Source organism: Terrabacter sp. NPDC000476 (genome assembly GCF_040300125.1).
Lineage (GTDB): Bacteria > Actinomycetota > Actinomycetes > Actinomycetales > Dermatophilaceae > Terrabacter.
Window position 1 is genome coordinate 1,881,262 of the sequence record NZ_JBEPDF010000001.1, and the last position, 25,292, is coordinate 1,906,553.

Below are 25,292 nucleotides of genomic sequence, written 5' to 3' on the forward strand. Positions count from 1 at the left end.
CCCCTCCCCTACCCCTGCCGCACCGTCGTCAGCGCGTCGTCGAAGCTCAGCCTTCCCCGGGCACCACGCGACGACGCCGCGGCCGGGCGACGGGCGCCCGGCCGCGGCGGTGGAGCCGGCTCAGCGACCGTGCGCCGCCAGGGCGAGCCACGTGTCGACGACGGTGTCGGGGTTGAGCGACATCGACTCGATGCCCTGGTCGAGCAGCCACTCGGCGAGGTCGGCGTGGTCGGAGGGCCCCTGGCCGCAGATGCCGACGTACTTGCCGCGCGCCCGGCACGCCTCGATGGCGAGGGCGAGCATCTTCTTGACCGCGGGGTCGCGCTCGTCGAAGCTGCCGGCCACGAGCGAGGAGTCGCGGTCGACGCCCAGCGTCAGCTGCGTCATGTCGTTCGAGCCGATGGAGAAGCCGTCGAAGTGGTCGAGGAAGGCGTCGGCGTTGACCGCGTTGCTCGGGATCTCGCACATCATGACGACCTGCAGGTCGTTCTCCCCGCGCCGCAGCCCGTGCGACGCGAGCAGGTCGATGACGCCCTCGGCCTCGGCGACGGTGCGCACGAACGGAATCATGATCTTGACGTTCGTCAGCCCCATGTCGTCGCGCACGAGCCGCAGGGCCTCGCACTCCATGGCGAAGCACTCGGCGAAGTCGGCCGACAGGTAGCGCGCCGCGCCCCGGTAGCCGATCATCGGGTTCTCCTCATGGGGCTCGTAGCGCTCCCCACCGAGCAGGCCGGCGTACTCGTTGCTCTTGAAGTCCGACATGCGCACGATGACCGGCTCGGGGGCGAACGCCGCGGCGAGCATCGAGACGCCCTCGGCCACGCGCTTGACGAAGAAGTCGCGCGGGCTGTCGTACGCCGCGATGTGGGCCTCGATCTCGGCCTTGGTGCCCGGCTCCTGGTCGTCGAGCTCGAGCAGCGCGCGCGGGTGGATCCCGATCTGCCGGTTGATGATGAACTCGAGGCGGGCGAGCCCGACGCCCTTGTTGGGCAGGCGCGAGAACTCGAAGGCCTGCTCGGGCGTGCCGACGTTCATCATGATCTTGACGGGCAGCTCCGGCATGTCGTCGAGCTCGGTCTCGCTGACGGAGAAGTCCCGCAGGCCGTCGTAGACGAACCCGGTGTCGCCCTCGGCGCACGAGACGGTCACCTCCTGCCCGGCCACGAGGTCGCGGGTCGCGTGACCGGTGCCGACGACGGCGGGGATGCCGAGCTCGCGCGCGATGATGGCGGCGTGGCAGGTGCGCCCGCCGCGGTTGGTCACGATCGCGCTGGCGCGCTTCATGATCGGCTCCCAGTCGGGGTCGGTCATGTCGGCCACGAGCACCTCGCCGGCCTGGAAGTCGTGCATCGCCTCAGGCGTGTCGAGCACGCGCACGGCGCCCGCCCCGACCTTCTGCCCGATCGCCCGGCCCTCGACGAGCACCGGCCCCCGCTCGTCCATCCGGAAGCGCCGCAGGGTGTTGCCGGCCTGGCGCGACTTGACCGTCTCCGGTCGCGCCTGCAGGACGTAGAGCAGCCCGTCGACGCCGTCCTTGCCCCACTCGATGTCCATCGGGCGCCCGTAGTGCTCCTCGATGCGCAGGGCGTGCTGCGCGAGCTCGGTCACCTCGGCGTCGTTCAGGCTCAGGCGAACCCGGTCCTGGGGTGCGACGTCGACGAAGTCGATCGAGCGGCCCACCTCGGAGTCGTCGGTGTAGACCATCTTCGTCGCCTTGCCGCCGACGCCGCGCTTGAGGATGGCCGGGCGGCCGGCACGCAGCGCCGGCTTGTAGACGTAGAACTCGTCCGGGTTGACGGCGCCCTGCACGACCGCCTCGCCGAGCCCGTAGCTGCTCGTGACGAACACGGCGTCGGAGAAGCCGGACTCCGTGTCGATGGTGAACATGACGCCGGACGAGCCGATGTCGGAGCGGACCATCCGCTGGACGCCCGCCGAGAGCGCGACGACGTCGTGCTCGAAGTTGCTGTGCACCCGGTAGGAGATGGCGCGGTCGTTGTAGAGCGAGGCGTAGACCCGCTTGATCGCGAGCAGGATGTTGTCGATGCCGCGGACGTTGAGGAACGTCTCCTGCTGCCCGGCGAAGCTCGCGTCCGGCAGGTCCTCGGCCGTCGCGCTCGAGCGCACCGCCCAGCTCACCTCCTCGCCGCTCTCGCCGACGAGCCGGTCGTATGCCGTGCGGATGTCGGTCTCGAGGTCGGCGGGGAAGGGCTGCTCCTCGACGGCCCGGCGGATGTCGGCCCCGGCCGCCGCGAGCGCTCGGGTGTCCTCGACGTCGAGCTCGGCCAGCGTGGCGCTGATCCGCCCGGCGAGGCCCTCGTGTGCGAGGAACCGGCGGTAGGCGTCCGCGGTCGTGGCGAAGCCGTCCGGCACCCGGACCCCGGCCTTCGAGAGGTGCTGGACCATCTCGCCGAGCGAGGCGTTCTTGCCGCCGACGCGCTCGACGTCGTGCAGGCCGAGCTCTGCGAACCAGGCGACGTTGGTGTCCTGGTCTCCGGCGACGCTGCCGGGGTGGGTGCCGTTCACGGCGGTCCTTTCGTCTGTTCGGCGCTCAGCCGAGGTTGGGCAGGCGGCTGCTCTGCATGATGACGGCGGCCATCTCCTCGACGGACATGGACGCGGAGTTGATCGAGGGGATGCGGTGCGCCCGGTAGAGCGCTTCGGCGCGCCGCAGCTCGAAGCTGCACTGGGCAAGGCTGGCATAGACCGATCCGGGCCGGCGCTCGCCCCTCACCTGGCTGAGACGGGCGGCCGTCGACAGCAGCCCGAAGCACTTGTCGCCGAGCGTGCGCAACGGGCGCGGGAGGTCGCCCGTGTCGAAGTCCTCCTCGACGAGCGGGTAGTTGGCGACCTTGAGGCCGTGCTGGAGGGCGAGGTACATCGAGGTGGGCGTCTTGCCGCAGCGCGAGGGCGCGACGAGCACGAGGTCGGCCTGCTCGAGGTTGCGCAGGCTCGCACCGTCGTCGTGCTCCATCGCGAACTCGATGGCCTTCATCCGCCGGTCGTAGCGCCGCGCGTCGCCGACGCCGTGCAGCGCGGGCGCCGTGTGCGTCGCGTTCGTGTGCAGCACCCGCTCGACCGTGTCGAGGTGCGAGCCGAAGAGGTCGATGAAGGCGCACTGGGTGCGCTGCAGCTCCTGCCGGATCGCCTCGTCCGACACGGTCGAGAAGACGAGCGCCGTCACCGAGTCGGTCATGGCCGCGTCGAGCTGCGCCACGACGTCGCGGGCCTGCTCGACCGTCGTGATGAAGGGGATCTTGCGCCGCCGGAACTGCAGGCTCGGGAACTGGGCGAGCATGAGGTTGCCCAGCGTCTCGGCCGAGATGCCGGTGCCGCCCGCGAGGAAGAACACCGGGGTGACGCCGTCACCGGAGACGTCGCCGGAGACGTCGCCGGAGACGGCACCGGAGACGGCAGCGATCTCCTCGACCCCGCCGCTCGGGCTCGCCGGGGAGGTCACGCGGCACCCCCCGCGGGCGCCGGCACGTCCACGTCCGTCGCCGAGACAAGCACGACGACGAGCGTCCGGGGCCCGTGCACGCCCTCGACCCGCTGCAGCTCGATGTCGCTCGTCGCGCTCGGCCCGCTGATCCACGTCAAGGGCCTGGCGCCCGCGGGGTCGGGGCGCAGCCGGGCGACGGCGTCCGGCACGTCGTGCACGACGTCGTCGTCGTGCACGACGCAGACGTGGGTGTCGGGCACGAGCGTCAGCTCGCGCCGCCCCTGCCCCGGGGAGTGGTCGAGCACGATCGTGCCGGTGAGGGCGACGCCGACCTTGGCCCCCGTGACCACGGCGTCGACGCCGTCGAGCTCGACGTGGCTCGGGGCCTGCGCCTCGCCGAGGACCGACACGTCGCCCGCGAGCCCCTCCAGCCAGGTGTCGTCGAGGCCGGTCGGCACGACGACCGACCGGCAGCCGGCGTCGCGCAGGGCTGCCGCGACCACCGCGCCCACCTCACCCGGGCGCGCGTGCAGCACGGTGGCGCGGTAGTCGGCGACGCGCTCGACGAAGAGCGGGAGCCGACCGGAGCCGGAGCCCGAGCCGGAGCCACCCGCGTCGACGGCCGGGAGCGTCCCTGCGCCGAGGCCTCCCGGAGGCGCCGGCGTCGCGGGCTCGGTCGTCACGTCGGCCACGGCGGAGCGCACCCGGGCCAGGATCTCGTCGCGGGCGCTCACGGCGCGTCCCCCTCGGTCTCGTGCGTGCGGACCCACCACTGGCGGAAGGTCTCCTTGGGCGGGGTGGGCAGGTCGCGGGCGTTGGTCCACGCACCGAGGCCCGGCACCGAGCGCACCGTGCGGTTGCCGAGCAGCCGTCCCGCGGTCGTCGCGGCCTTCTGCGCCCCGGCGAGGCGCTTGGGGTCGGAGAGCACCCACGCCGCGGCCTTCATCGCCGCCGACTCGGCGGTGGGGCCCGACGCGTCGACGACCTTGCCACGCAGCTCGACGAGCAGCTCGGGGATGTCGATGCGCACCGGGCACGCGTCGAAGCACGCGCCGCAGAGGCTCGAGGCGTAGGGCAGCGACGTGTCGACGTCACTCGCCGTGCCGCGCAGCTGCGGGTTGAGCACCGCGCCGATGGGACCGGGATAGACCGAGCCGTACGCGTGCCCACCCGTGCGCTCGTAGACCGGGCACACGTTGAGGCACGCCGAGCAGCGGATGCAGCGCAGCGCCTGGCGCCCGAGCCGGTCGGCGAGGACGTGGCTGCGACCGTTGTCGACGAGCACGACGTGCACCTCCTGCGGTCCGTCCCCAGCATGCACCCCCGACCACATCGTCGTGTAGGGGTTCATCCGCTCCCCCGTGCTCGACCGGGGCAGCAGCTGGAGCATCGGGGCGAGGTCGTCCCACGTCGGCAGCACCTTCTCGATGCCGACGACGGAGATGAGCGTCTCGGGCAGGGTGAGGCACATCCGCCCGTTGCCCTCCGACTCGACGACGACGAGGGTGCCCGTCTCGGCCACGGCGAAGTTCGCGCCGGAGATGCCCACCCGGGCCCGCAGGAACTTCTCGCGCAGGTGCAGCCGCGCTGCCTCGGCGAGCCGGGCCGGGTCGTCGGTGAGGTCGTCCGGTGCCGGACGGCCGACGATGCCCATCTCGCGGCTGAAGATCTCGCGGATCTCGCTGCGGTTCCGATGGATCGCCGGCACGAGGATGTGGCTCGGCCGGTCGTGGCCGAGCTGCACGATGAGCTCGGCGAGGTCGGTCTCCCAGGCGCTGATGCCCGCGGCCTCCAGCGCCTCGTTCAGCTCGATCTCCTGCGTCGCCATCGACTTGACCTTGACGACCTCGTCGACCTCCTTGGCGCGCACGAGGTCGACGATGATGCGGTTCGCCTCCTCGGCGTCGCGCGCCCAGTGCACCGTGGCGCCGGCGCGTGTCAGGCTCTCCTCGAGCTGCTCGAGGTAGTGCGCGAGGTGCGTCAGCGCCTCGTCCTTGGCGGCGGCACCCGCCACGCGCAGCGCCTCCCACTCGGGCAGCTCGGCGACGACCTCGGCGCGCTTGGCGCGGATGGTGCGCGTGGCGTGCGCCAGGTTGCGCCGCTGCTGGGTGTTCGCGAGCGCGTCCCGGGCCGCTGTGGGGAACTTCGGCATGCCGACGAAGGTCGCGGAGGTGCGCTGCAGCGGCTGGGCGGGCCCTGCGGCGTCGGTGCCGGCGCTCATGCCGGGTCCTCCTCGGTCGAGGCCAGGATCTCGGCGAGGTGCAGCTGGCGCACGCCCGAGCGCTGCCGGCCGAGGATCCCGCCGATGTGCGCGAGGCACGAGTTGTCCCCGGCGACGAGCACCTCGGCCCCCGTGTCGACGACGTGGCGGGCCTTGTCGGAGCCCATGGCGATCGACACGTCGGCGTTCTTCATGGCGAAGGTGCCGCCGAAGCCGCAGCACTCCTCCGCTCCGGGGAGCTCCACCAGGTCGATGCCGCGCACGTTGCGGAGCAGCTGCAGCGGGCGGTCACCGACGCGCAGCAGGCGGAGCGAGTGACAGGTGGGGTGGTAGGTGACGCGGTGCGGGAAGTACGCGCCGACGTCGGTCACGCCGAGCACGTCGACGAGGAACTCCGACAGCTCGTGCACGCGAGGGCCGACCTCGGCGACCCGGCCGACGAGGGCGGCGTCGCCGGTCGGCTCGGCGATCATCGGGTGCTGGGTGCGCACCGACCCGACGCACGAGCCCGAGGGCGCCACGACGGCGTCGTAGCCGCCGAACACGTCGACGAACCGGCGCACGAGCGGCACGGCCTCGCCGGCATACCCGGTGTTGGTGAGCATCTGCCCGCAGCACGTCTGCGCCATCGGGAACTCCACGCGCACCCCGAGCCGCTCGAGGAGGCGCACGGTGGCGCGGGGCGTGCCGGGCCACATCGTGTCGTTGAAGCACGTCGCGAAGAGCGCGACCCGGAGGTCCGCCCGGGGGCGGGACGACGTCGTCATGGCACCATCCAACCAAGAACGGTGGACTGCAGCCCGACGAGCACGCAGACGGCGACGATGAGCCCGATGCTCCAGGGCAGCACCCGGCGCAGGATGTCGGACTCCCGACCGAGCAGGCCGACCGCGGTGGCCGCGATGGTGAGGTTCTGCGGGCTGATCATCTTGCCGACGACGCCACCGGAGGTGTTCGCGGCGACGAGGAGCGTCGGGTCGATCCCCGCGCCCGTCGCGGCCGTCTGCTGCAGCGTCGCGAAGAGGGCGTTGGCGCTCGTGTCGGATCCCGTGACGGCGGTGCCGAGCCACCCGAGCAGCGGCGAGAAGAAGGCGAAGGCCGCACCCGCCCCGGCGATCCACGTCCCGATGCTGATCGTCTGGCCCGAGAGGTTCATGACGTAGGCGAGGGCGAGCACCGAGGCGACCGTGAGGAAGGCGAAGCGCATCTTGTGTGCCGTCGCGGCCATCTCGCGGCCCAGTCCCCTGACCCCGATGCCGTAGACGAGGGCCACGACGAGGGCGCAGACGATGAGCATCGTGCCGGGGCCGCTCAGCCAGGGCAGCGTGTAGGTGGCCGACTTGTTCGGCGCCCCGCTCGCGGTGAGCACCTCGCCCGCGAGACCGGGCCACGGGATCTTGACGTCGGTCGTGGCGAGCCAGTCCTTGACGACCGGGACGAGCTTGGCCACCGAGAAGACGGCGACGACGAGGACGTAGGGGAAGAGCGCCATCGCGATGCGGCGTGGGGTGAGCGAGCGGGCGCGGGCGTCGAGCTCGGCGACGGAGGTCGCGTGCTCGCCGACGAGCCGCGCCGCCCGCGAGGCGGGCCCGGAGGGGGCGTCGGACGAGCCGTCGGACGAGGTCCCGACCGCGGCGCCGCCCGGCGTTCCGACAAGGGCGAGGTCGCGCTCCCGCTCGACGCCGAGCGTGTCGAGGGCGAGCTGGCGACCCTGCGGCTTCCAGACGCGCAGGAAGAGGACCGCGGCGGCGAGGCCGCCGAGCGAGGCGATGATGTCGGTCAGCTCCACCGAGACGTAGGTGGCCGAGAACCACTGGAGCACGGCGAAGGTGACGCCGACGACGACCGCGATCGGCCAGGTCTGGCGCACGCCGCGGCGGCCGTCGGCCATGAGCACGAGCAGCAGCGGCACGAAGACGGCGACGAGCGGGGTCTGGTGGCCGACGTAGGCGCCGATGTCGGCATACGGGATCTTCGTCAGCGCGCCCGCGGTGATGATCGGCGTGCCGATGGCCCCGAAGGCGACCGGCGCCGTGTTGGCGAGCAGCACGACGGCAGCGGCGCGCAGCGGTGAGAAGCCGACCGCCATGAGCATCACGCCGGTGATGGCGACCGGGGCACCGAACCCGGCGAGCGCCTCGAGCAACCCGCCGAAGCAGAAGGCGATGATGATCGCCTGCACGCGCGGGTCGTCGGAGATGAGGTGGAAGGTCGCGCGCAGGTCCTCGAAGTGTCCCGAGGCGACCGTGACCTGGTAGAGCACGATGGCCGTGAAGACGATCCACATGATCGGGAAGAGACCGAAGGCGGCGCCCTCCGTCGCGGCGAGGCCGGCGAGGGCCGGCGGCATGCCGAAGCCGACCACCGCGACGACGAGCGCCACGGCGACGGCGCTGAGGCCGGCCCAGTGCGCCTTCCAGCGCAGCAGTCCCAGGGTGACGAAGACGGTGGCGAGCGGCAGGGCCGCCACGAGGGCGGAGAGCCCGAGGCTGCCGGCGACGGGGTCGAGCTCGGGGCGGAACTCCCCCGGCGCGAGCCCGGGCAGCGCCCGGAGCGCGGTGAGCGTGGAGAGGGCGGTCATGGGGGCCTCCTGGGCGGGGACACGGCGGTGGGTCTGCCTCGGACCTTCAATGGTCAGACCATTGAGGGGAAGCCGACCGTACGGGCTCGCAGAGTGCCCCGTCAAGAGGTCTGACCATTTTGCTTCCCACGCCGTGGCGCAGTTGGCGCGCCGCCGCGCCAACTTCGCCGTGGCGCAGTTGGCGCTGCCGCCGCACGTGCCGCCGTCGGGTCGAGGTATGCCGTCGCGCCCGGGAGCGACGCCGCACCTCGACCCGCTGACGCCGCCGCCGGGTCGAGGTGCGCCGTCGCGCCGGGGAGCGGGGCCGCACCTCGACCCGTGGCGGTCCGTCGCGGGGACGGGGCAGTGGCATGCTTGCGTCGTGCCCGCCGACACCCCGCTCCCCCACCCCTCGGGCCGCAAGGCCTTCGAGGTCGTGCTCGACTGGGTCGAGACGCGCATCCTCGCCGGCGAGCTGTCGGTCGGCGACGTGCTGCCTGCCGAGCGCGACCTCGCACAGTCGCTCGAGGTGAGCCGCTCGGCCGTCCGCGAGGCCGTACGCACCCTCCAGGCGATGGGCGTCGTGCGCTCGTCCGTGGGAGCCGGCAGCGCCGGCGGCACGACGATCACGGCCGTGCCCTCGCGGGCGCTGACGGAGCTGCTGCAGCTGCACGTCGCGCTCGCGAACTTCCCACTGCCTGACGTCATCGAGGTGCGAATCGCCTTGGAGCGGTTGAGCGTTCGGCTCCTCACCTCGAACGCGCCGCGCGAGGGGCTCAAGGGGTTGCGCGACATCCTCGACGTCATGGCCGACCCCGGGATCGACCGCCTCAGCTTCAACGACGCCGACACCGCCTTCCACGTGGCGCTGGCGACCGCGGCCGGCAACCGGCTCGCGGCGGACATGACCGTCGCGATCCGCGAGTCGATGCGCCTGCCGATCCTCGACCGCTTCCGGCACCTCGACGAGTGGGACGAGGTCGTCGAGCGCCTCCGGGCCGACCACGAGGCGATCTACGCAGCGGTCGAGCGCGGCGACGCCGACGAGGCCGAGCGGCTCGTCGAGAGCCACATCCGCACGGCCTGGCGCGACCTCAACCGCTGATCGGGACCAAGGTCCCTGTCGGCCGGGACCAGCGTCGTCGTAGCGTCGCAGCGACGTCCCCGACACCGGCCGGCCAGGTCCCGGTCGGCGCCGGCCCTCCACGGACGTCCCAGACGTCCCACCCGACCCCGGAGTGCCGCATGACCCCTGTGCCGAACCTGCCGGACCTGCCGGACCTGCCGGCCCCCGCCACCGACCACGCCGTCGCACCTGGCGCGACCCTCGCCACGAGGAGCATCCGCGAGCTCATCGCCGACCTCGCGGCGACCGAGGACGGCCTGCGCCACCTCCCGGCCCTCGTCCCGTTCGGCGGCCACCTCGTGAGCAACCCCGAGCGGCGCCTGCTGCTACGCCACCAACGGCTCGTCGTGGGCGCCCTGCGCAGCCGCCGTGCCGCGCTCCGGGCGCCGGCCGCCACCGCCTGACCGGGCGCACCCGGCCTCCTGCCGTCAGGCGCGACCGGCGGTCCGCCCGGGGTCGAGCAGCTGCGCGAGGTGCACGGCCGGTCGGGAGCGCAGGTCGTCGACCTGGGTGCGGCACGAGAACCCGTCGGCGAGCACCACGGCGTCGGGGGCCGCATCGAGCGCCGGCAGCAGGTTCTGCCCGGCCACCGCGACCGACACCTCGTAGTGGCCCCGCTCGACGCCGAAGTTGCCGGCGAGGCCGCAGCACCCGGCCAGCGTGCGCACGGTGGCACCGGTCCCGCGCAGCAGGTCGGCGTCGGTCTTCCAGCCGAGCACGGCGTGGTGGTGGCAGTGCGGCTGGGCCACCACCTCGGTGCCCGTGAGGTCGGGGGCGCGCCACCCCGGCGTCTCCGCGAGCAGCTCGGCCAGGGTGCGCACCCCGGCGGCCACGAGGGCTGCGTCGGGGTCACCCGGCAGCAGCTCGTGCACGTCCGACCGGAGCACGGCCGTGCACGACGGCTCGATGCCGACGATCGGCACCCCCGCGCGCGCGTCGGCGGCGAGGGTGGCCACGGTCCGCCGCAGGATCGAGCGCGCGGAGTCGAGCTGACCGGTCGTGATCCACGTCAGGCCGCAGCACACCGAGCCGCTCGGGAGCCGCGGCTCGTAGCCCGCGGCGCGCAGCACCCGGACCATCGACTCGGCCACCTCGGGCGAGAAGGAGTCGGTGAACGAGTCGGCGAAGAGCACGACCGGCGTCCGCTCGGACCGCTGGGCCGCGAAGGTGCGCCGGAAGGGGCGCGCGGCGAAGGCGGGGATCGAGCGCCGCGCGTCCACCCCGGCCAGCCACAGGGCCACCGGCTTCAGCAGCGGCAGGGTCAACGACCGGTTCGCGAGACCGGGCACGCGGCCGGCGAGGCGCGCCCACATCGGTAGGCGCCCGAGCGTGTAGTGCGAGCGCGGGCGGAGCCGGCGTCGGTAGGTCTGGTGCAGCGCCTCGGACTTGTACGTCGCCATGTCGATGCCCGTCGGGCAGTCCGAGGCGCAGCCCTTGCACGAGAGGCAGAGGTCGAGGGCGTCGTGCACCGCGGGATCCGACCACGGCAGCTCCCCGCGGACGACGTCCTGCAGCACGCGCGCGCGCCCACGCGTCGAGTCCTTCTCCTCCCGGGTGGCGAGGTAGGAGGGGCACATGACGCCGCCCGCGGCGGAGTTGTCGGCGCGGCACTTGCCGACGCCCGTGCAGCGGTGCACGGCCTGGGCGAGGTCCCCGCCGTCGTGCGGGTAGGCGAGGGCCAGCCCCGGCACGGTGAACTTCCCTGCGGGGCGGACGTTCTCGTCGATCGGGTCCGGGTCGACGAGCACCCCCGGGTTGAGCAGGTTGCCAGGGTCGAAGGCGTGCTTGATGCCGGCGAACATCGAGATCGCGTCGGACGAGTACATGTGCGGCAGCAGCTCCGACCGTGCGCGCCCGTCACCGTGCTCGCCCGACAGGGAGCCGCCGAACCGGCCCACGAGCCGGGCGGACTCGGTGAGGAACTCGCGCATGACGGCGGTGCCCCCCGGCTGGTCGAGCGGGAGGTCGAGGCGCACGTGCATGCAGCCGTCGCCGAAGTGGCCGAAGGGCGCCGAGGTCATGCCGTAGGCGCCGACGAGGGCGTCGAACTCGGCGAGGTAGTCACCGAGCCGGTCGGGCGGCACGGCGGCGTCCTCCCACCCGGGCCACGCGGGCTTGTCGGACGGAGCCCGCCCGGCGAGACCGGCGCCGTCCTCGCGGATGCGCCAGAGGCGGGCCTGCACGACCGGGTCGTCGACGACGACCGAGCCGGCCGCGTCGGTCTCGGCGGCGAGTCGCTGCGCACGGGCGAGCACCTCGTCGCGGTCCTCGCCCGCGAACTCGACGAAGAGCCAGGCCCGCCCGCTCGGCAGCGGTGGGATCGCCTCCGGGCCGCGACGGGCCCGGAGCACGTCGATGAGCCGGGAGTCGAGGCCCTCGCACGACGTGGGGCCGTGCGCGACGACCCCCGGCGCGGCTCGCCCGGCGTCGACGATGTCGGGGAAGCCGAGCACGACGACGACGCGCACGGTCGCGTCGACGACGAGACGCACCGTGGCCTGCGTGATGACGCCGAGCGTGCCCTCGGAGCCGACGAGCGCCTGGGTGAGATCGAACCGCTCGGGCAGCAGGTGGTGCGCTGCGTAGCCCGACACCTGGCGGCCGAAGCGGTCGAACTCGGTGCGCGTCGTCCCGAGGTGTCGCCCCATGACCGCGCGCACGCCCGAGACGACGTCGTCGGCGCCCCGCGCGAACGGCACCCGTTCCGCGTCGTAGCCCGTCGTCAGGCGGTCGCCGGCGGCCGTGAGCAGCTCGAGCCCCGCGACGTTGTCGGACGTGCGGCCGTAGGCGAGCGAGCGCGACCCGCAGGCGTTGTTGCCGATCATGCCGCCGATGGTGCAGCGCGGGTGGGTCGAGGGGTCGGGGCCGAAGCGCACGCCGTGGGGGGCGGCCGCGCGCTGGAGCACGGCGTGCACCGTCCCGGGCTCGACGACCGCCGTGCGGCTCTCGGGGTCCAGCGACAGCACCCGGTTCAGGTGCCGCGAGAAGTCGAGCACGACGCCACGGCCGACGGCGTTGCCGGCGACCGACGTGCCGGCGCCGCGGGAGGTGACGGGGACCCCCGTCGCACGGGCCACGGCCAGCGTCGCCGCCACGTCGTCGACGTCGCGCGGCCGCACGACCGCGAGCGGGGGGATGCGGTAGAGCGAGGCGTCCGAGGCGTACATGCTGCGGGTGCCCGCGTCGGCGCGCACCTCGAGCCCGGCGGCCTCGAGCGACCGCACCACCTCCGACGACTCCTCGACCATGGGTAACATGTTACTCATGGTCGAGCTGTCCCTCCCCCGCGGAGCCACGTCCCTCGCGGACGGGGTGGTCGACGCGGTGCGCGCGGGGATCACGGCCGGGCAGCTGCGGACCGACGAGACGTACTCCGTCTACCAGCTCGCCGACCTGCTCGGCGTCTCGCGCAGCCCGGTCCGCGAGGCCCTGCTCCGCCTGGCCGAGGCCGGCCTCGTGGAGATCACGCGCAACCGGGGTTTCCGCGTGGTGCTCCCCCGGGCGCGCGACATCGAGGAGATCTTCGACCTGCGCCTCGCCCTCGAGCCCCGCGCCGCACGCCGCGCCGCCGAGTCGGCCGACGTGACCGAGCGCGGCGGCATCCGAGACGCCTTCGGGTCCATGGTGGCCGCGGTCGACCGGGCGTCGGAGGAGGACTTCTGGGTGGCCGACCACCGCCTCCACGACCGGCTGATGCAGGCCGGGGGCAATCGCCGCGCGGCCGCAGTCATCGAGCGCCTGCGCGCCACGACCGCCCTGCTCGGACCCCCGACGACCACGTCGGGCCGGTCGCTGGGCGAGATCCGCGACGAGCACGCCCCCATCGTCGACGCCATCCTCGCCGGGCGCGGCGCCGACGCCGAGACGGCGATGCGGCTGCACCTCGAGCGCACCGGCGTGCTGCTCGCACGGACCGTCGGCGGGGGCACGGCGCCGGGCGGGCCGTCTCACGGAGCGCCCCTCCCGGCGGGACGACCGCCGGTTGGGGCAGCCTGATGACCGAGACCACCGCACCACACGGGCACGTAGGGAGAAGACACGCGTGAAGGTACTGCTGCTGGAGAACGTCCACGCCGTCGCACGGGAGACGTTCGCGCGTCACGGCTTCGACGTCGAGGTGCGCGCGGGCTCGCTCGCCGAGCCCGAGCTGATCGAGGCCCTCCAGGGTGTCGACATCGTCGGCATCCGCTCCAACACGAAGATCACGCAGGCCGTGCTCGACGCGGCCCCCGACCTGCGCGCCATCGGCTGCTTCTGCATCGGCACCAACCAGGTCGACCTCGCGCACGCCACGCTCCGCGGCGTCGGCGTCTTCAACGCACCGTTCTCCAACACCCGCAGCGTCGTCGAGCTCGTCCTCGGCGAGATCCTCGCGCTGGCGCGCCGGCTGCCGGAGAAGACGCAGCGGATGCACGACGGCGTCTGGGACAAGTCGGCCAAGGGCGCCTACGAGACGCGCGGGCGCACACTCGGCATCGTCGGCTACGGCAACATCGGCACGCAGCTGTCCAACGTCGCCGAGGCCATCGGCATGCGGGTCGCCTTCTTCGACACGGCCGACCGCCTGGCCCACGGCAACGCCCGGCGCATGGGCTCGCTCGAGGAGCTGCTCGAGGAGTCCGACGTCGTCAGCCTCCACGTCGACGGCCGGCCCGGCAACGCCGGCCTTTTCGGCGCGGAGCAGTTCGCCCGGATGCGGCCCGGCTCGGTCTTCATCAACGCCTCGCGCGGCATGGTCGTCGACGACCTCGCCCTGCGCGAGCACATCCTCAGCGGGCACCTCTCCGGCGCGGCCATCGACGTCTTCCCCGTCGAGCCCAAGGCGCAGGGCGACCTCTTCGAGTCGCCCCTGCGGGGCCTCGACAACGTCATCCTCACCCCGCACGTCGGCGGGTCGACCGAGGAGGCCCAGGAGGAGATCGGCACGTTCGTCTCGACGAAGCTGACGGCATACGTCCTCACGGGGGCCACCTCGCTCTCGGTGAACTTCCCCGACGTCGCCCCGGCCCCGCGCGAGGGGGCCTTCCGGATGGCGCTGCTGCACCGCAACGTCCCCGGCGTGCTCGCGGCGATCAACAACACGCTCGCGGCGGCCGGCGTCAACATCGTCGGGCAGTCGCTCGCGACGCGCGGCGAGCACGGCTACGTCGTCACCGACACCGACAAGCCCGTCTCCGACGAGACGCTCGCGTCGCTGCGCCACGTCGCCGACGCCGTGCACCTCGAGGCGTGGTCGGACGACGCGGAGTGAGCCGCGCCCTCATGGCCTGACGGCCCGACGCAGCGGCGCGGCGGCCAGCTCCTCGATGCCGTCGTCGAAGGCGATGCGGGCCCGCCACCCGAGCTCGGCCCCGATGCGGGCCGAGCTCGCGGTCACGTGCCGCACGTCACCGAGCCGGAACGCGCCGGTGACCTCCGGCGCCGGGCCACCCAGGGCGTCGCTCAGCTCGGCGGCCAGCTCGCCCACCGTGCGCACGACCCCGCTGCCGACGTTGAACGCCCGCGCGCTGCCCGCCTCCGCGGTCGTCGTCCACCCGGCCGCGCGGACGACGGCGTCGGCGACGTCGCGCACGTGCACGAGGTCGCGCCGCTGCCGCCCGTCCTCGAAGACCCGGGGCGCCTCGCCCCGCTCGAGGGCCGAGCGGAAGATCGACGCCACCCCCGCGTAGGGAGTGTCCACCGGCATCCGGGGGCCGTAGACGTTGTGGAACCGGAGCAGGGCCGCGCGTCCCGTCGTCGACCGCGCCCACGCCCGGGCCAGGTGCTCCTGGTGGAGCTTGGTCGCGGCATACACGTTCTGCGGGGCCAGCACCGACTCCTCGCCGACGAGCGTCGGGACGAGCGCCTCACCCCCCGGGCCCACGGGGTCGAACCGGCCGGCCCGCAGGTCGGCGGGGCGGCGCGGCAGGGGGCGCACGACCCGACCCTGCGCGTCGAGGTAGTCGCCGTCACCGTAGACGACCATCGAGGAGGCGAGGACGAGACGACGCACCGCGCCGCGGGCCGTCGCGGCGAGCAGCACCGCGGTGCCCATGACGTTGGAGCGCGCGTAGTCCTCGGTGTCGTCGAAGTCGACGCCGAGCCCCACCTTCGCGGCGAGGTGCACGACGACGTCACACCCGTCGAGGGCCGCCTCGACGTCGTGCCGCTCGGTGACGTCGCCGACGTGGAGGTCGACGGCGTCGCCGAGCGCCTCGAGCACGGCGAGGTCGGGATCGGTCCCGTGCACGTCGGCGCGGAGGGAGTCGAGCACGCGCACGTGCCGGCCGTCCGCGACGAGGGCCTCGACGACGTGCGACCCGATGAAGCCGGCGCCGCCGGTGACGAGGACCGTCATGCCGCCGCCCGTCATGCCACCGTCTCCCGCGCCGCGGCGACCGCTCGCCGGCCAGGGGTGCCGGGACCGCGGCGCCGGCGCCCCCAGGTGACCGCGAGCACGACGAGCGCGCTGGCCGGGACGACTGCCGCCATCGGCGCGGCATCGGGCACGAGAAGGTGCGCCGTCATGAGCAGCGGCACGACGAACCACTCCCAGCGCGCGGTGAGGGCGATCCAGGGGACGAGGACGAGGGCGTACCACGGGTAGGGGCTGCTGACGACGAGGAGCATCGCACCGGCGCCGAGCAGCTGGGCGGTCCACGGCTGCCCCGTGCCGACGTGCCGCCACTGGAGGACGACGACGGCGACGATCGCCACGAGCGAGAGGGCCACGGCCCATCGCCCCGGCACGACCAGCGAGGCGAGCGTGAGGCCCGCACCGCTGTCGTAGCCCTGCTCGTCGAGGTAGCCCGGCAGGTAGCCGATGACGTCGCGGCCGCTCACGGCGAGGGCGGGCACGAGGACCAGGGCCAGGGCCAGGACCGCGCCCGTGAGCGTGGGCACCGGCCGGCGTCGCACAAGCGGCACCGCGACGATCGCCGGCACGACCTTGACGGCGGCCGCCAGCCCGATGAGCGCGCCCACGAGCACGGCTCGCGAGCGGGACGGCGGTGTGCGCTCGGCGACCGACCGGGCGAGCAGGCAGGTGGCCCCGACGACGAGCGCGACCCCCAGGACGTCGACGTGCGAGTTCGTCACCGCCTCCGAGGCGACGAAGGGGCACCACCCCCACCACGCGGCCCGGCGAGGGTCTCCCCCGCCGGCCGCCAGCAGCCACATGAGCAGGACCGCGACGCCGACCACGACTGCGGCACCGGCGAGCTGGAGGGGCCACCACGTCGCCGTCGGCGGGACGAGCGCGCGCACCGCGGCGAACCAGCCCTGGGCGACGGGCGGGTAGATGGTCGGGACCGCCGGGCGGTTGAGGGTGGTGCAGAGCAGGGCGCCCGAGGGCATCGACCGCACGGCGGTCGTGCGGGGACCGACGCAGCGCTCCACGCCGCCGGCGTCCACGGTGGGCGCAGAAAAGAGCCACGGCTCACGGACCGGGTCGAGGGCGTCGTCGGCCGGGGCGTGCGCCCACGGCGACACGCCGGAGCCAGCGACGATCCCGTCCCACGCGTACCGCGCCGAGTCGGTGCTCGTGTTGGGCGGCCCCGCGAGTGCCGCCCCGGAGACGGCGAGCGTGCCGAGCAGGACGAGCATCAGGGCGGGTCGCCGCGGCAGGCCACGCAGCCCCCACCACGCGGCGCCGAACAACACCCACGCCAGGCCCGTCCACACCAGCAGCGGCACGCCGCTCGCCCCGTCGAAGATCGTCGGGCCTGACGCGGCGCGGGCCGTCACCAGGGCGAGCGCGACGAGTGCAGCCGTCGTCCAGAGAGTCCTCACGTGCCGAGCATGACGACGAAGGAGCCGTGGCGACACCTGCGCCACAACGACGTTCGTGCTTCGTAAGGTCCTCGTCATGGTTCTCGGACGAGCCGCGCCAGAGGCTTGTCGACGTGACCAGACTGACCGCACGCATCGACGCGATCGTCGTGCCCCGACTCGACGCCGTCCAGACGGCCCTGCAGTCGCCGACGCGCAACCCGCGCGGGGCGGTGGTCGTCGGACGCCTCCTCGGCGCCGACGTCCTCGCGGTGCTCCTCACCGGCCTGTGGAGCCACGTGGTCCAGGACCCGCCGGAGTGGCTCACGCTGCCGACGCGCCCTGCGTCGCTCTACCAGTGGACGCAGGGAGCCCACGTCGTGCTCGGCACCGCACTGCTGCCCCTCGTGCTCGCCAAGCTCTGGGTCGTCTACCCCCGCCTGTTCACCTGGCCGCCGGTGACGTCCGTCGCGAACGGGCTCGAGCGCGCCTCCGTCGCGGTGCTCGTCGCGACGAGCCTGCTGCAGCCGGTGACCGGGCTGCTCAACACGTACCAGTGGTACCCCTGGCCGTTCCCCTTCCGCGAGACGCACTACGCCCTCGCCTGGGTCATGGCGGGTGCCGTGCTCGTCCACCTCGGGGTCAAGCTGCCGGTGATCCGTCAGCACTGGCGCGACGGAGGCGAGTCCTGATGTCGCGCAACGAGGTCGGGAGCTCGCCCGACCGCGGCCCGCGCCAGGAGCCACGGGCGGCGTCACCGTCGGTGTCCCGCCGCACGCTGCTCCTCTCCGTCGGCCTCGGGGTCGGTGCCGTGACTCTGACGACCGCCGGCCAGGCGGTGCCGTGGCTCGCTCCCCTCGACCTCTTCGCACCGCGATCCCGCAGCGTCGGACCGCAGGGGCTGCCCGTCAACCGCACGAGCCGGCAGGCCGGCGTGACGGCCAGCGCGCTCGACCCCGGGTGGCGCCTCGAGCTGAGGCACGGCACGACGGCGCGCACGCTGACGAGGGACGCGCTGCTCGCCCTCCCCCAGTCGCGCTCCGACCTCCCCATCGCCTGCGTCGAGGGGTGGAGCGTCGGGGTGGCCTGGGACGGCGTCGTGCTGCGCCGGCTGCTCGCCGAGGTCGGCGCCCCACCGCTCAGCCGAGTGCGCGTGACCAGTCTCGAGCGCAGCGGCGCCTACCGGGTCACGGAGCTGCCGGCCGAGTACGCCGACGACCCCCTCACGCTCGTCGCCCTCGGCATCGACGGCGAGCCGCTCCACCTCGAGCACGGCTATCCGGCCCGCCTCGTCGCCCCGGGCCGGCCTGGGGTGCTCCAGACCAAGTGGCTCCGATCCATCGAGGTGATCTGAGTGCGAGCCGCACGGATCACCCTGTCGTCGTTGGGGATCCACCTCGTCGCGGTCGGAGCGTGGACTGCGCTCACATCCCTCGGAGCCGCCCAGCTCGTCGGCGTGGCCGTGTGGCTCGCTGCCGCCGTGGTCGCGCACGACGGGGTGGTCGGCCCCGCCACCGCGGTCATCTCCGGGCTGGTCGACCGTGGCGGCCGGCGCCTGCGGGCCGGCGCCCGCGCCGTGGTGCGTGTGGGCCTCACCGTCGCCGCCCTGCTCTGCCTCGTCGCCGTGCCGGCGATCGTCGCGCAGTGGCTCGGCAACCCGAACCCGACGGTCCTTCCGGGTCCGTATGCCGCCCGGCTGGGCCGGGTGCTCGCCCTCGTCGCCCTCGCGACCGTCGCGGGCGTCGTCATCGCACAGAGGAGATCCCGTGACCGCACCGCCTAGGACCCACGAGTCCCCCGCCCCTCTCGACGGGCCCGGTCTCCTCGCCGGCCCGGCGTCGCCCGGTTCGCCGGACGCGTGGGTGGACGTCGTGCTGCCGTGCCTCGACGAGGCCGGTGCGTTGGCGGCGGTCATCGCGGGACTGCCGAGCCGCTGCCGCGCCGTCGTCGTCGACAACGGGTCGAGCGACGGCAGCGCCGAGCTGGCGGCCGGGCTCGGCGCCACGGTCGTGCGGGAGCCCCGCCGCGGCTACGGCGCCGCCGTGCACGCCGGCCTGCTCGCGGCCACCGCCGAGCTCGTCGCGGTCTGCGACGCGGACGGCTCGGTCGACCTCGCCGACGTGGCGCGGCTCGCCCGCCCGGTCGTGGACGGTGTGTGGGACCTCACCGTGGCCCGGCGGCGGCCGGCCCCGCGGGCGTGGCCCGCCCACGCCCGGCTCGCCAACCGGGCCCTGGCCCTGAGCCTGCGCGCCCGCACCGGTCTCACGCTGGCCGACCTGGGGCCGCTGCGGGTCGCGCGTCGCGAGGGCCTGCTCGCGCTGCGCCTCGCCGACCGGCGCAGCGGCTACCCGCTCGAGACGGTGCTGCGGGCGCATGCCGCCGGCTGGCGGATCGGCCAGCTCGACGTCGCCTACGCCCCGCGCGTCGGGCGCTCGAAGGTGACCGGAACGCTGCGCGGCACCGTCCAGGCCGCCCGGGACATGTCCCGACTGCTCGCGGAGACCCGATGACCACCGTCGCCGTCGTGGCCAAACAGTGCCTCCCGGGGCGGGTCAAGACGCGGCTGTGCCCACCCCTGACGCCCGAGCTGGCGGCGCGCGTGGCCCAGGCCGCGCTCGACGACACGCTCACCACCGTGCGCGGTGTCGCTGACGACGTCGTGCTCTACCTCGACGGTGACGAGGCCCCCGCGAGCGCCGGGGGTGCGCGCGTGATGGCCCAGTGCGCCGGTCCGCTCGACGCGCGACTCGCGCACCTGCTCGACGCGTGCTCCGGGCCGCTGCTCCTCGTCGGGATGGACACGCCACACCTCGACCCGGCGCTGCTCGCCACGGTGGTGCACGCGTGGCCGGACGAGGTGGACGCGTGGTTCGGCCCCGCCACGGACGGCGGCTTCTGGGCCCTCGGCCTGCGCGAGCCCTGCGGCTCGTTCGTCCGCGGCGTGCCGATGTCGCGCGACACGACCGGGCAGCAGGTGCGGGCCCGGCTCGTGGCCGGCGGCCTCGTCGTGGCCGAGCTGCCGCCCATGGACGACGTCGACACGGTCGACGACGCCCTGCGCGTGGCCGCCCTCGCCCCGGCGACGCGGTTCGCCCGGGCGCTGGAGCTCGCCCTCGGGACCGGGGTGCCGGCATGACGCTGCCCCTGGACCGGGAGGTCGTCCCCGTCGACGGCGCCCCGCACTTCGGCCACGGCGGCGGGAGGCCCTACGAGGCGGCGCTCGTCACCGACCGCCCGACGGTGCTGCGGTTGAGGCCCGCGACGCCGTCGGGCACGTCGCCGGCCGGGGGCGGGTCGGGCGCGCACGCGACGGGGCACGCCGGCGACCGGGTCGAGGTGGCACGCTTCCTCGCCGCGCCGGACGCCGCCGACCGGCTCGTGCTCCGGAGGACGGCAGGGCCGGTGCTCGACGTGGGCTGCGGCCCCGGCCGCATGGTGGCCGAGTCGCGCCGTCGGGGTCGCGTCGCCCTCGGGATCGACGTCTCGGCCGCCGCGGTCGGCATCGCCCGTGCGGCCGGGATCCCGGTGCTCCTGAGGTCGGTCTTCGATCCGCTCCCGGGCGAGGGCATCTGGGGCACCACGCTGCTGCTCGACGGCAACATCGGGATCGGCGGCGACCCGCCGGCCCTGCTCGCGCGCTGCGCGTCCCTGACGGCGCCCGGAGGGACCGTCGTCGTAGAGGCGCACCCCGAGACCGGCCGACACGCCCGGTTCCACGCGGAGCTCGTCGACGAGCAGGGCACGACGAGCGCCGCCTTCCCGTGGGCCCAGGTCGGCAGCCGCGCCCTGGTCGAGCTCGCTGCCGGCGCGGGGCTCGGGCCCGCGAGGACCGTCGTGCGCGGGCACCGACGGTTCGTGCTGCTCGACCGGGGTGGCCTCCCGTGACCGGGCGCGACCGCCTGGCGCGGCGGACGGCATACGTCGTCGGCACGGTCGTGGTGTGCGGGCTCGCCGTCTGGACCGGGCTCGGCGACCACGTCGATCTGGACGTCTACCGCCGGGCCGGTGAGCGGTGGCTGCGGGGAGCCGACCCGTATGCGACGAGCGGCGAGCTGCCCTTCACCTACCCGCCCCTCGCCGCCGTCCTGGCGGCCGGCATCGCCGCCGTGCCCTTGGTGGGGCTCGCGCTGCTGGGGGCCGCCACCCTCGTCGCCGCGGCGGCCGGGGCGATCGCCGCCCTCGGTCGCGAGACGCGGCGTGCTCGGTCGGTGCCGTTCACGACCGTGGTCGTCACTCCTGCCGTCGGGTCGGTCGTCGGCCTGGCCGTCGTCAGCGAGCCGGTGCTGCGTGGACTGCAGCTGGGACAGGTGAACGGGGTCGTCGTCGGACTCGTGCTGCTCGACCTGCTCGTCGTGCCCCCGAACCGGCGCGGGTGGCTGACCGGTCTGGCGGCCGGGATCAAGCTCGTCCCGCTCGTCTTCGTGGTGCACCTGCTGGTGCGACGCGAGTTCCGTTCGGCAGCAAGGCTTGTATGCGCCTTCGGGGGCACGGCCGTGCTGGGCTGGCTGGTCCTGCCCGACGCGAGCGCGCGCTACTGGGGGGCGCTCCTGCTCGACACCCACCGGGTCGGGGACCCCGGCTTCGTCGACAACCAGAGCCTGCTGGGCCTGGCGACCCGCGTGGCGCCGTCGGCCTCCGTCCCGGTCTGGGCGGCCGGTGTCGCCGTCGTCACCGTGCTGGGTGTGGTCGCGCTCGGCCGCGCACGCGAGCGTGCGGCCGTCGAGGGTGTCGTCGTGTGCGCGCTCGTCGGGCTCCTCGTGTCGCCGATCTCGTGGTCGCACCACTGGATCCTGCTGCCGGCCGCCGCGGCGCTCAGCTGGCGCCTCGGTCGGCGGGCGGTGGGAGCGTCCGCGATGGTCGTCGCGGTCGTCGGGCCGCTGTCGTCGTCGGCCCTGACCGCTGCCGGCCTCGCGTGCCTCGTCGCGCTCGCGGTCGGTCCACCGTCGGCCCGTTCCGGCGCACCTTCCGACGCACCCTCCGCCCGCCGGGTGCGCGCCGACCGGGTGGCCGTGCCGTGACGACGCCACCACCGCCCGCGACCTACGCTGGCCACGTGCCCACGATCCTCGTCGTCGACGACGACCCGATCCTGCGCGAGGTGGTGACCGGCTACCTCGCGCGGGCCGGCCTCGGCGTCGTGGAGGCCGCCGACGGCCCGAGCGGGGTGGCCCGGGCACGGGAGTCCGCGCCCGACCTCGTCGTGCTCGACCTGACGCTGCCCGGGCTCGACGGGCTCGAGGTGTTCCGGCGCATGCGGGCGACGCGCGGCGACCTCCCCGTCGTCATGCTCACGGCGCGCGGTGACGAGTCGGATCGCGTGCTCGGCCTCGAGATCGGCGCCGACGACTACGTGACCAAGCCGTTCAGCACCCGAGAGCTCGTGCTGCGCATCCAGTCGATCCTGCGCCGCGCCGCCACGCCCTCCCCGGTTGCCGACGTCGCGGGTGCGGGCGGCGGGGCCGAGGGGGCCGAGGCGAGCTCCGACGGCGTGCTCGTCGACGGCGACCTGCGCCTCGACCGACGGCGCCACGAGGCGTGGAGGGGCGGCGCGCCCCTCGCCCTGACCGGCCGCGAGTTCGACCTGCTCGCGCACCTGCTGGCCCATCCGGGCACGGCCTTCTCCCGCCGCGAGCTGATGGCATCCGTGTGGGGCTGGGAGTTCGGCGACGAGTCGACGGTGACGGTGCACGTGCGGCGCCTGCGCGAGAAGGTCGAGGTGGACCCGGGCACCCCGGTGCGGCTCAGCACCGTGTGGGGCGTGGGCTACCGGTGGGACGACGCACGGGTGCGGCCGTGATCGGCGAGGCGATGCTCCTCGCCGCCGGGGCCGCGGTCGTCGTGGGGCTCCTCGGCGCGCTCGCCGTGCGTGCCCTCGCGAGCCGGCGCCTGGCGGCTGCCGCCGTCGTCGCGCCGGTCGTCGTCGTGGTGAGCGTCGCCGTCGGCATCGTCGTGACCGCGCGGGCCATGTTCATCAACGAGCACGACCAGAGCGTCGTGCTCGTCGTCACCGCCACGTCGCTGCCCATCGCCGGCGTCTTCGGCTGGCTCATCGCCCGCCGCGTCCAGCAGCTCGTGCGCACGACCGCGGCCGAGGCCGCCGAGCGCGACCGCGACCGCCGGGTCGAGGCGAGCCGGCGCGAGCTCGTCGCCTGGATGTCGCACGACCTGCGCACGCCGCTGGCCGGCATCCGGGCGATGGCGGAGGCGCTCGAGGACGGCCACGCGCCCCCCGAGGGCCGCTACCCGGCGGCGATCCGGGCCGAGGCGGACCGGATGGCCGACATGGTGGGCGGTCTCCTCGCGCTGTCGCGCCTGCAGTCCGACTCCTTCACCCTCCAGGTGTCGCTCGTCGACCTGCGCGACGTCCTCTCGGACGCCATCGCCTCCGCCCGCGCGCTCGCCCGTCCGCGCGGAATCGATGTCGTCGGCTCGCCCGGGCCGAGCGTCGTGGCCGAGGTCGACGTGCGCGAGCTGTCGCGCGCCGTCGCGAACCTGCTGACGAACGCCGTGACCCACACGAGCGCCCCGCACCACGTCGGGGTGTCCCTGAGCGCCGGCGACGGGACCGCCCGCATCGCCGTCGCCGACGGCTGCGGCGGCCTGCCGGAGGAGCACCTCGACCGGCTCTTCGAGCCCGGCTGGCGCGCGAGCTCCGGCCGCACGCCGGCGACCGGGGTCGGCGCGGGCCTGGGTCTCGCCGTGGCCCGCGGCATCGCCCGCGCCCACGGCGGGGACGTCGAGGTCACGCCCCACGACGGCGACGGCTGCCGCTTCGAGATCGTGCTCCCGCTCGCGTCGACGCCCGCTCGCTGACGGCACCGCGCGACGTCGCGGTGGCCGGTCGGGGTGGCGCCACCCGAGAGCCGGGCCCTGGGTCCGACACGTCCTCCGGGCCGCGTCCGGCGGCCTCGGTCACCGGACCAGCAGGTGCGCGTGCAGCACGTCGGCCAGCCAGTCCGCCAGCCGGTCCGGGGACCATCCCCCGACGACGACGAGCTCGCGGTAGAGGGGCGGAGCCGCCAGCCCACGGAACATCGCCTGCGCCTCGGCGAGCGGCACCGTGAGGTCGGGGGCGATCGAGGCGATCATCTCGTCCATCACGTGGTCCCTCCCGGCGAGCTTGGCCCGCAACAGTTCCCGAGTCTCGGGACTGTCGTCGGTCGCACTCTCGAGGATCTCGACGACGTCGAACCCCGCCGAGTACAAGTGGGTGAGCCAGCGCGCCGCCCGGTGCAGCCGCTGCGCCGTGTCAGGCTCGGCGAGCACGTCGCGAGCCGCCTCGCGCGCCCCGGCCCGGTCGAGCCAGGCGCCGCAGATGTGCGAGAGGATCTCACGCTTGTTGCCGAAGGTGGCATACACCGTGCGGACCGCGACACCCGCCTCGGCTGCGATCGAGTCGATGCTGGTGGAACCGTAGCCGCGGGAGGCGAAGAGCCCTCGGGCGGCGTCGGCGATGCGGTCCCGCGTGACGGATGCCTGCTGCGCTCGCCACGTCGACCGGGGGTGACCTGTCGCCGCCCCGCGGCCGGCCCCGCCGGCGGCGTCATCGCCGTCCGGGCTCCGGTCGGGAGGAGTCTTGACGCGCGGTGGCATGCGGGAACATTATCAATGCACTGGATGCAGTAACACTGCACTGAATGCAGTGGCAGTGCCGTCACCCGGACGACGCTGCTCGCGCTGCCCGATTCCGGAGGAGCCGACGATGACCGACCACACCCACACGACCCCGGTGATGGCGACGCGTGACGGGCTGCCGGCAGCCGTCGCGGCGCTCGACCGGATCATGCGCGAAGGCTTCATGACCGGCGACGTCTCGGTCGTGGACGACCTGTGCGCGCCGGACCTCGTCGAGCACCAGTTCGGGCTGGCCGGCTCCGCGAGCCAGGCGATCGAGCACGTCAAGGACGCCATCCGCGACGTGCACGCGATGATGCCCGACAGCAGCGTCGAGCTGGCGGACTGGGCCGTGCGCGACGACACCGCCTGGTGCCGCTTCGTCGTCTCGGGCACCCAGACCGGCCCGTTCTTCGGCCCTCCCTCGGGTTGTCCCGTCACGCTCACCGTCATCGACGTCGCGCGTGTCGTCGAGGGCCGGATCGTCGAGCACTGGGGAGTGCCCGACCGCTTCGCGATCCTGGCCCAGGCCGGGCTGCTGCAGCGCCTCGCCCCCACGACCTGACGGACCGCGGGG

At 74.3% G+C, this 25,292-nt stretch carries 24 protein-coding genes; 14 read left to right on the forward strand and 10 right to left on the reverse strand.

Going from position 1 to position 25,292, the window contains the following annotated elements; all coding sequences use genetic code 11:
• Positions 1-120 precede the first annotated feature (120 nt).
• The 6 genes from ppsA to ABT295_RS08795 all read right to left on the reverse strand — a co-directional run bounded on the left by ppsA (position 121) and on the right by ABT295_RS08795 (position 8,247).
• Positions 121-2,529, reverse strand: a complete 2,409-nt coding sequence (gene ppsA / locus ABT295_RS08770) for a phosphoenolpyruvate synthase (protein WP_352393977.1) — start codon at positions 2,527-2,529, stop codon at positions 121-123.
• Positions 2,530-2,554: 25 nt separating this feature from the next.
• Positions 2,555-3,355, reverse strand: coding sequence for a pyruvate, water dikinase regulatory protein (locus ABT295_RS08775; protein ID WP_352394706.1), 801 nt, complete (start codon positions 3,353-3,355; stop codon positions 2,555-2,557).
• Positions 3,356-3,459: 104 nt separating this feature from the next.
• Complete coding sequence (locus ABT295_RS08780) at positions 3,460-4,179, reverse strand: LutC/YkgG family protein (RefSeq protein WP_352393978.1); 720 nt, start codon at positions 4,177-4,179, stop codon at positions 3,460-3,462.
• Positions 4,176-5,666 carry a LutB/LldF family L-lactate oxidation iron-sulfur protein gene (locus ABT295_RS08785; protein WP_352393979.1) on the reverse strand — a complete coding sequence of 497 codons (1,491 nt, stop codon included), beginning with the start codon at positions 5,664-5,666 and terminating at the stop codon, positions 4,176-4,178. The genes ABT295_RS08780 and ABT295_RS08785 overlap by 4 nt, the downstream gene beginning before the upstream one ends.
• On the reverse strand, positions 5,663-6,433 hold the full coding sequence (locus tag ABT295_RS08790; protein WP_352393980.1) for a (Fe-S)-binding protein: 771 nt from the start codon (positions 6,431-6,433) through the stop codon (positions 5,663-5,665). Before ABT295_RS08790 ends, ABT295_RS08785 begins: the two co-directional genes overlap by 4 nt.
• A complete protein-coding gene (locus tag ABT295_RS08795) occupies positions 6,430-8,247 on the reverse strand; it encodes an L-lactate permease (RefSeq protein WP_352393981.1) in 1,818 nt (605 codons plus the stop codon). Before ABT295_RS08795 ends, ABT295_RS08790 begins: the two co-directional genes overlap by 4 nt.
• A 361-nt stretch (positions 8,248-8,608) precedes the next feature.
• Between ABT295_RS08795 and ABT295_RS08800 the strand changes: the two genes are divergently transcribed.
• Entirely contained in the window at positions 8,609-9,331 is a 723-nt protein-coding gene (locus tag ABT295_RS08800) for a FadR/GntR family transcriptional regulator (RefSeq protein WP_352393982.1), read from the forward strand.
• A 140-nt stretch (positions 9,332-9,471) separates the two neighbouring features.
• Complete coding sequence (locus ABT295_RS08805; protein WP_352393983.1) at positions 9,472-9,756, forward strand: hypothetical protein; 285 nt, start codon at positions 9,472-9,474, stop codon at positions 9,754-9,756.
• 24 nt (positions 9,757-9,780) lie between these two features.
• Here ABT295_RS08805 and ABT295_RS08810 read toward each other — a convergent pair whose 3' ends face one another.
• Positions 9,781-12,600: an FAD-binding and (Fe-S)-binding domain-containing protein gene (locus ABT295_RS08810; RefSeq protein WP_502991134.1), complete on the reverse strand. Its 2,820-nt coding sequence runs from the start codon at positions 12,598-12,600 to the stop codon at positions 9,781-9,783.
• A gap of 16 nt (positions 12,601-12,616) precedes the next feature.
• Here ABT295_RS08810 and ABT295_RS08815 point away from each other — a divergent pair, with 16 nt between their 5' ends.
• On the forward strand, positions 12,617-13,348 hold the full coding sequence (locus ABT295_RS08815; protein WP_352393985.1) for a GntR family transcriptional regulator: 732 nt from the start codon (positions 12,617-12,619) through the stop codon (positions 13,346-13,348).
• A 46-nt stretch (positions 13,349-13,394) separates the two neighbouring features.
• On the forward strand, positions 13,395-14,603 hold the full coding sequence (gene serA / locus ABT295_RS08820) for a phosphoglycerate dehydrogenase (protein WP_502991081.1): 1,209 nt from the start codon (positions 13,395-13,397) through the stop codon (positions 14,601-14,603).
• Between the two features lie 9 nt (positions 14,604-14,612).
• On the opposite strand, the gene ABT295_RS08825 is transcribed toward serA, so the two are convergent.
• Positions 14,613-15,689: an NAD-dependent epimerase/dehydratase family protein gene (locus ABT295_RS08825; protein ID WP_352393987.1), complete on the reverse strand. Its 1,077-nt coding sequence runs from the start codon at positions 15,687-15,689 to the stop codon at positions 14,613-14,615.
• 11 nt (positions 15,690-15,700) lie between these two features.
• Entirely contained in the window at positions 15,701-17,122 is a 1,422-nt protein-coding gene (locus tag ABT295_RS08830) for a glycosyltransferase 87 family protein (RefSeq protein WP_352393988.1), read from the reverse strand.
• A gap of 113 nt (positions 17,123-17,235) precedes the next feature.
• Between ABT295_RS08830 and ABT295_RS08835 the strand changes: the two genes are divergently transcribed.
• From ABT295_RS08835 to ABT295_RS08875, 9 genes are read left to right on the forward strand one after another with little or no spacing between them, the layout of a single operon-like run.
• The gene (locus ABT295_RS08835; RefSeq protein WP_352393989.1) at positions 17,236-17,793 is read left to right on the forward strand and encodes a cytochrome b/b6 domain-containing protein; all 558 of its coding nucleotides are present in this window, start codon (positions 17,236-17,238) and stop codon (positions 17,791-17,793) included.
• Positions 17,793-18,455 (forward strand): molybdopterin-dependent oxidoreductase, encoded by a 663-nt coding sequence (locus ABT295_RS08840; protein WP_352393990.1) that lies wholly within the window; start codon positions 17,793-17,795, stop codon positions 18,453-18,455. Before ABT295_RS08835 ends, ABT295_RS08840 begins: the two co-directional genes overlap by 1 nt.
• Complete coding sequence (locus tag ABT295_RS08845; protein ID WP_352393991.1) at positions 18,456-18,884, forward strand: hypothetical protein; 429 nt, start codon at positions 18,456-18,458, stop codon at positions 18,882-18,884. It abuts the gene before it with no gap.
• Positions 18,868-19,611 (forward strand): glycosyltransferase family 2 protein, encoded by a 744-nt coding sequence (locus ABT295_RS08850; protein WP_352393992.1) that lies wholly within the window; start codon positions 18,868-18,870, stop codon positions 19,609-19,611. Before ABT295_RS08845 ends, ABT295_RS08850 begins: the two co-directional genes overlap by 17 nt.
• On the forward strand, positions 19,608-20,237 hold the full coding sequence (locus ABT295_RS08855; RefSeq protein ID WP_352393993.1) for a TIGR04282 family arsenosugar biosynthesis glycosyltransferase: 630 nt from the start codon (positions 19,608-19,610) through the stop codon (positions 20,235-20,237). The genes ABT295_RS08850 and ABT295_RS08855 overlap by 4 nt, the downstream gene beginning before the upstream one ends.
• The gene (locus ABT295_RS08860) at positions 20,234-20,986 is read left to right on the forward strand and encodes a methyltransferase domain-containing protein (protein ID WP_352393994.1); all 753 of its coding nucleotides are present in this window, start codon (positions 20,234-20,236) and stop codon (positions 20,984-20,986) included. The genes ABT295_RS08855 and ABT295_RS08860 overlap by 4 nt, the downstream gene beginning before the upstream one ends.
• On the forward strand, positions 20,983-22,119 hold the full coding sequence (locus ABT295_RS08865) for a glycosyltransferase 87 family protein (RefSeq protein WP_352393995.1): 1,137 nt from the start codon (positions 20,983-20,985) through the stop codon (positions 22,117-22,119). The genes ABT295_RS08860 and ABT295_RS08865 overlap by 4 nt, the downstream gene beginning before the upstream one ends.
• A gap of 35 nt (positions 22,120-22,154) precedes the next feature.
• A complete protein-coding gene (locus ABT295_RS08870) occupies positions 22,155-22,898 on the forward strand; it encodes a response regulator transcription factor (protein ID WP_352393996.1) in 744 nt (247 codons plus the stop codon).
• Positions 22,895-23,914: a sensor histidine kinase gene (locus tag ABT295_RS08875; protein WP_352393997.1), complete on the forward strand. Its 1,020-nt coding sequence runs from the start codon at positions 22,895-22,897 to the stop codon at positions 23,912-23,914. The genes ABT295_RS08870 and ABT295_RS08875 overlap by 4 nt, the downstream gene beginning before the upstream one ends.
• Positions 23,915-24,013: 99 nt before the next feature.
• Here ABT295_RS08875 and ABT295_RS08880 read toward each other — a convergent pair whose 3' ends face one another.
• A complete protein-coding gene (locus ABT295_RS08880) occupies positions 24,014-24,694 on the reverse strand; it encodes a TetR/AcrR family transcriptional regulator (RefSeq protein WP_352393998.1) in 681 nt (226 codons plus the stop codon).
• A 109-nt stretch (positions 24,695-24,803) separates the two neighbouring features.
• On the opposite strand from ABT295_RS08880, the gene ABT295_RS08885 reads away from it, so the two are divergent.
• The gene (locus ABT295_RS08885) at positions 24,804-25,280 is read left to right on the forward strand and encodes an ester cyclase (protein ID WP_352393999.1); all 477 of its coding nucleotides are present in this window, start codon (positions 24,804-24,806) and stop codon (positions 25,278-25,280) included.
• Positions 25,281-25,292: the final 12 nt, after the last annotated feature.

What these genes read in the sequence shown, in the direction of transcription:
- ABT295_RS08785 (WP_352393979.1), bottom strand. Translation starts at nt 5,666, where the DNA reads ATGAGCGCCGGCACCGACGCCGCAGGGCCCGCCCAGCCGCTGCAGCGC.
- ABT295_RS08790 (WP_352393980.1), bottom strand. Translation starts at nt 6,433, where the DNA reads ATGACGACGTCGTCCCGCCCCCGGGCGGACCTCCGGGTCGCGCTCTTC.
- ABT295_RS08795 (WP_352393981.1), bottom strand. Translation starts at nt 8,247, where the DNA reads ATGACCGCCCTCTCCACGCTCACCGCGCTCCGGGCGCTGCCCGGGCTC.
- ABT295_RS08805 (WP_352393983.1), top strand. Translation starts at nt 9,472, where the DNA reads ATGACCCCTGTGCCGAACCTGCCGGACCTGCCGGACCTGCCGGCCCCC.
- ABT295_RS08810 (WP_502991134.1), bottom strand. Translation starts at nt 12,600, where the DNA reads ATGGTCGAGGAGTCGTCGGAGGTGGTGCGGTCGCTCGAGGCCGCCGGG.
- ABT295_RS08815 (WP_352393985.1), top strand. Translation starts at nt 12,617, where the DNA reads ATGGTCGAGCTGTCCCTCCCCCGCGGAGCCACGTCCCTCGCGGACGGG.
- ABT295_RS08825 (WP_352393987.1), bottom strand. Translation starts at nt 15,689, where the DNA reads ATGACGGTCCTCGTCACCGGCGGCGCCGGCTTCATCGGGTCGCACGTC.
- ABT295_RS08840 (WP_352393990.1), top strand. Translation starts at nt 17,793, where the DNA reads ATGTCGCGCAACGAGGTCGGGAGCTCGCCCGACCGCGGCCCGCGCCAG.
- ABT295_RS08855 (WP_352393993.1), top strand. Translation starts at nt 19,608, where the DNA reads ATGACCACCGTCGCCGTCGTGGCCAAACAGTGCCTCCCGGGGCGGGTC.
- ABT295_RS08860 (WP_352393994.1), top strand. Translation starts at nt 20,234, where the DNA reads ATGACGCTGCCCCTGGACCGGGAGGTCGTCCCCGTCGACGGCGCCCCG.
- ABT295_RS08880 (WP_352393998.1), bottom strand. Translation starts at nt 24,694, where the DNA reads ATGCCACCGCGCGTCAAGACTCCTCCCGACCGGAGCCCGGACGGCGAT.
- ABT295_RS08885 (WP_352393999.1), top strand. Translation starts at nt 24,804, where the DNA reads ATGACCGACCACACCCACACGACCCCGGTGATGGCGACGCGTGACGGG.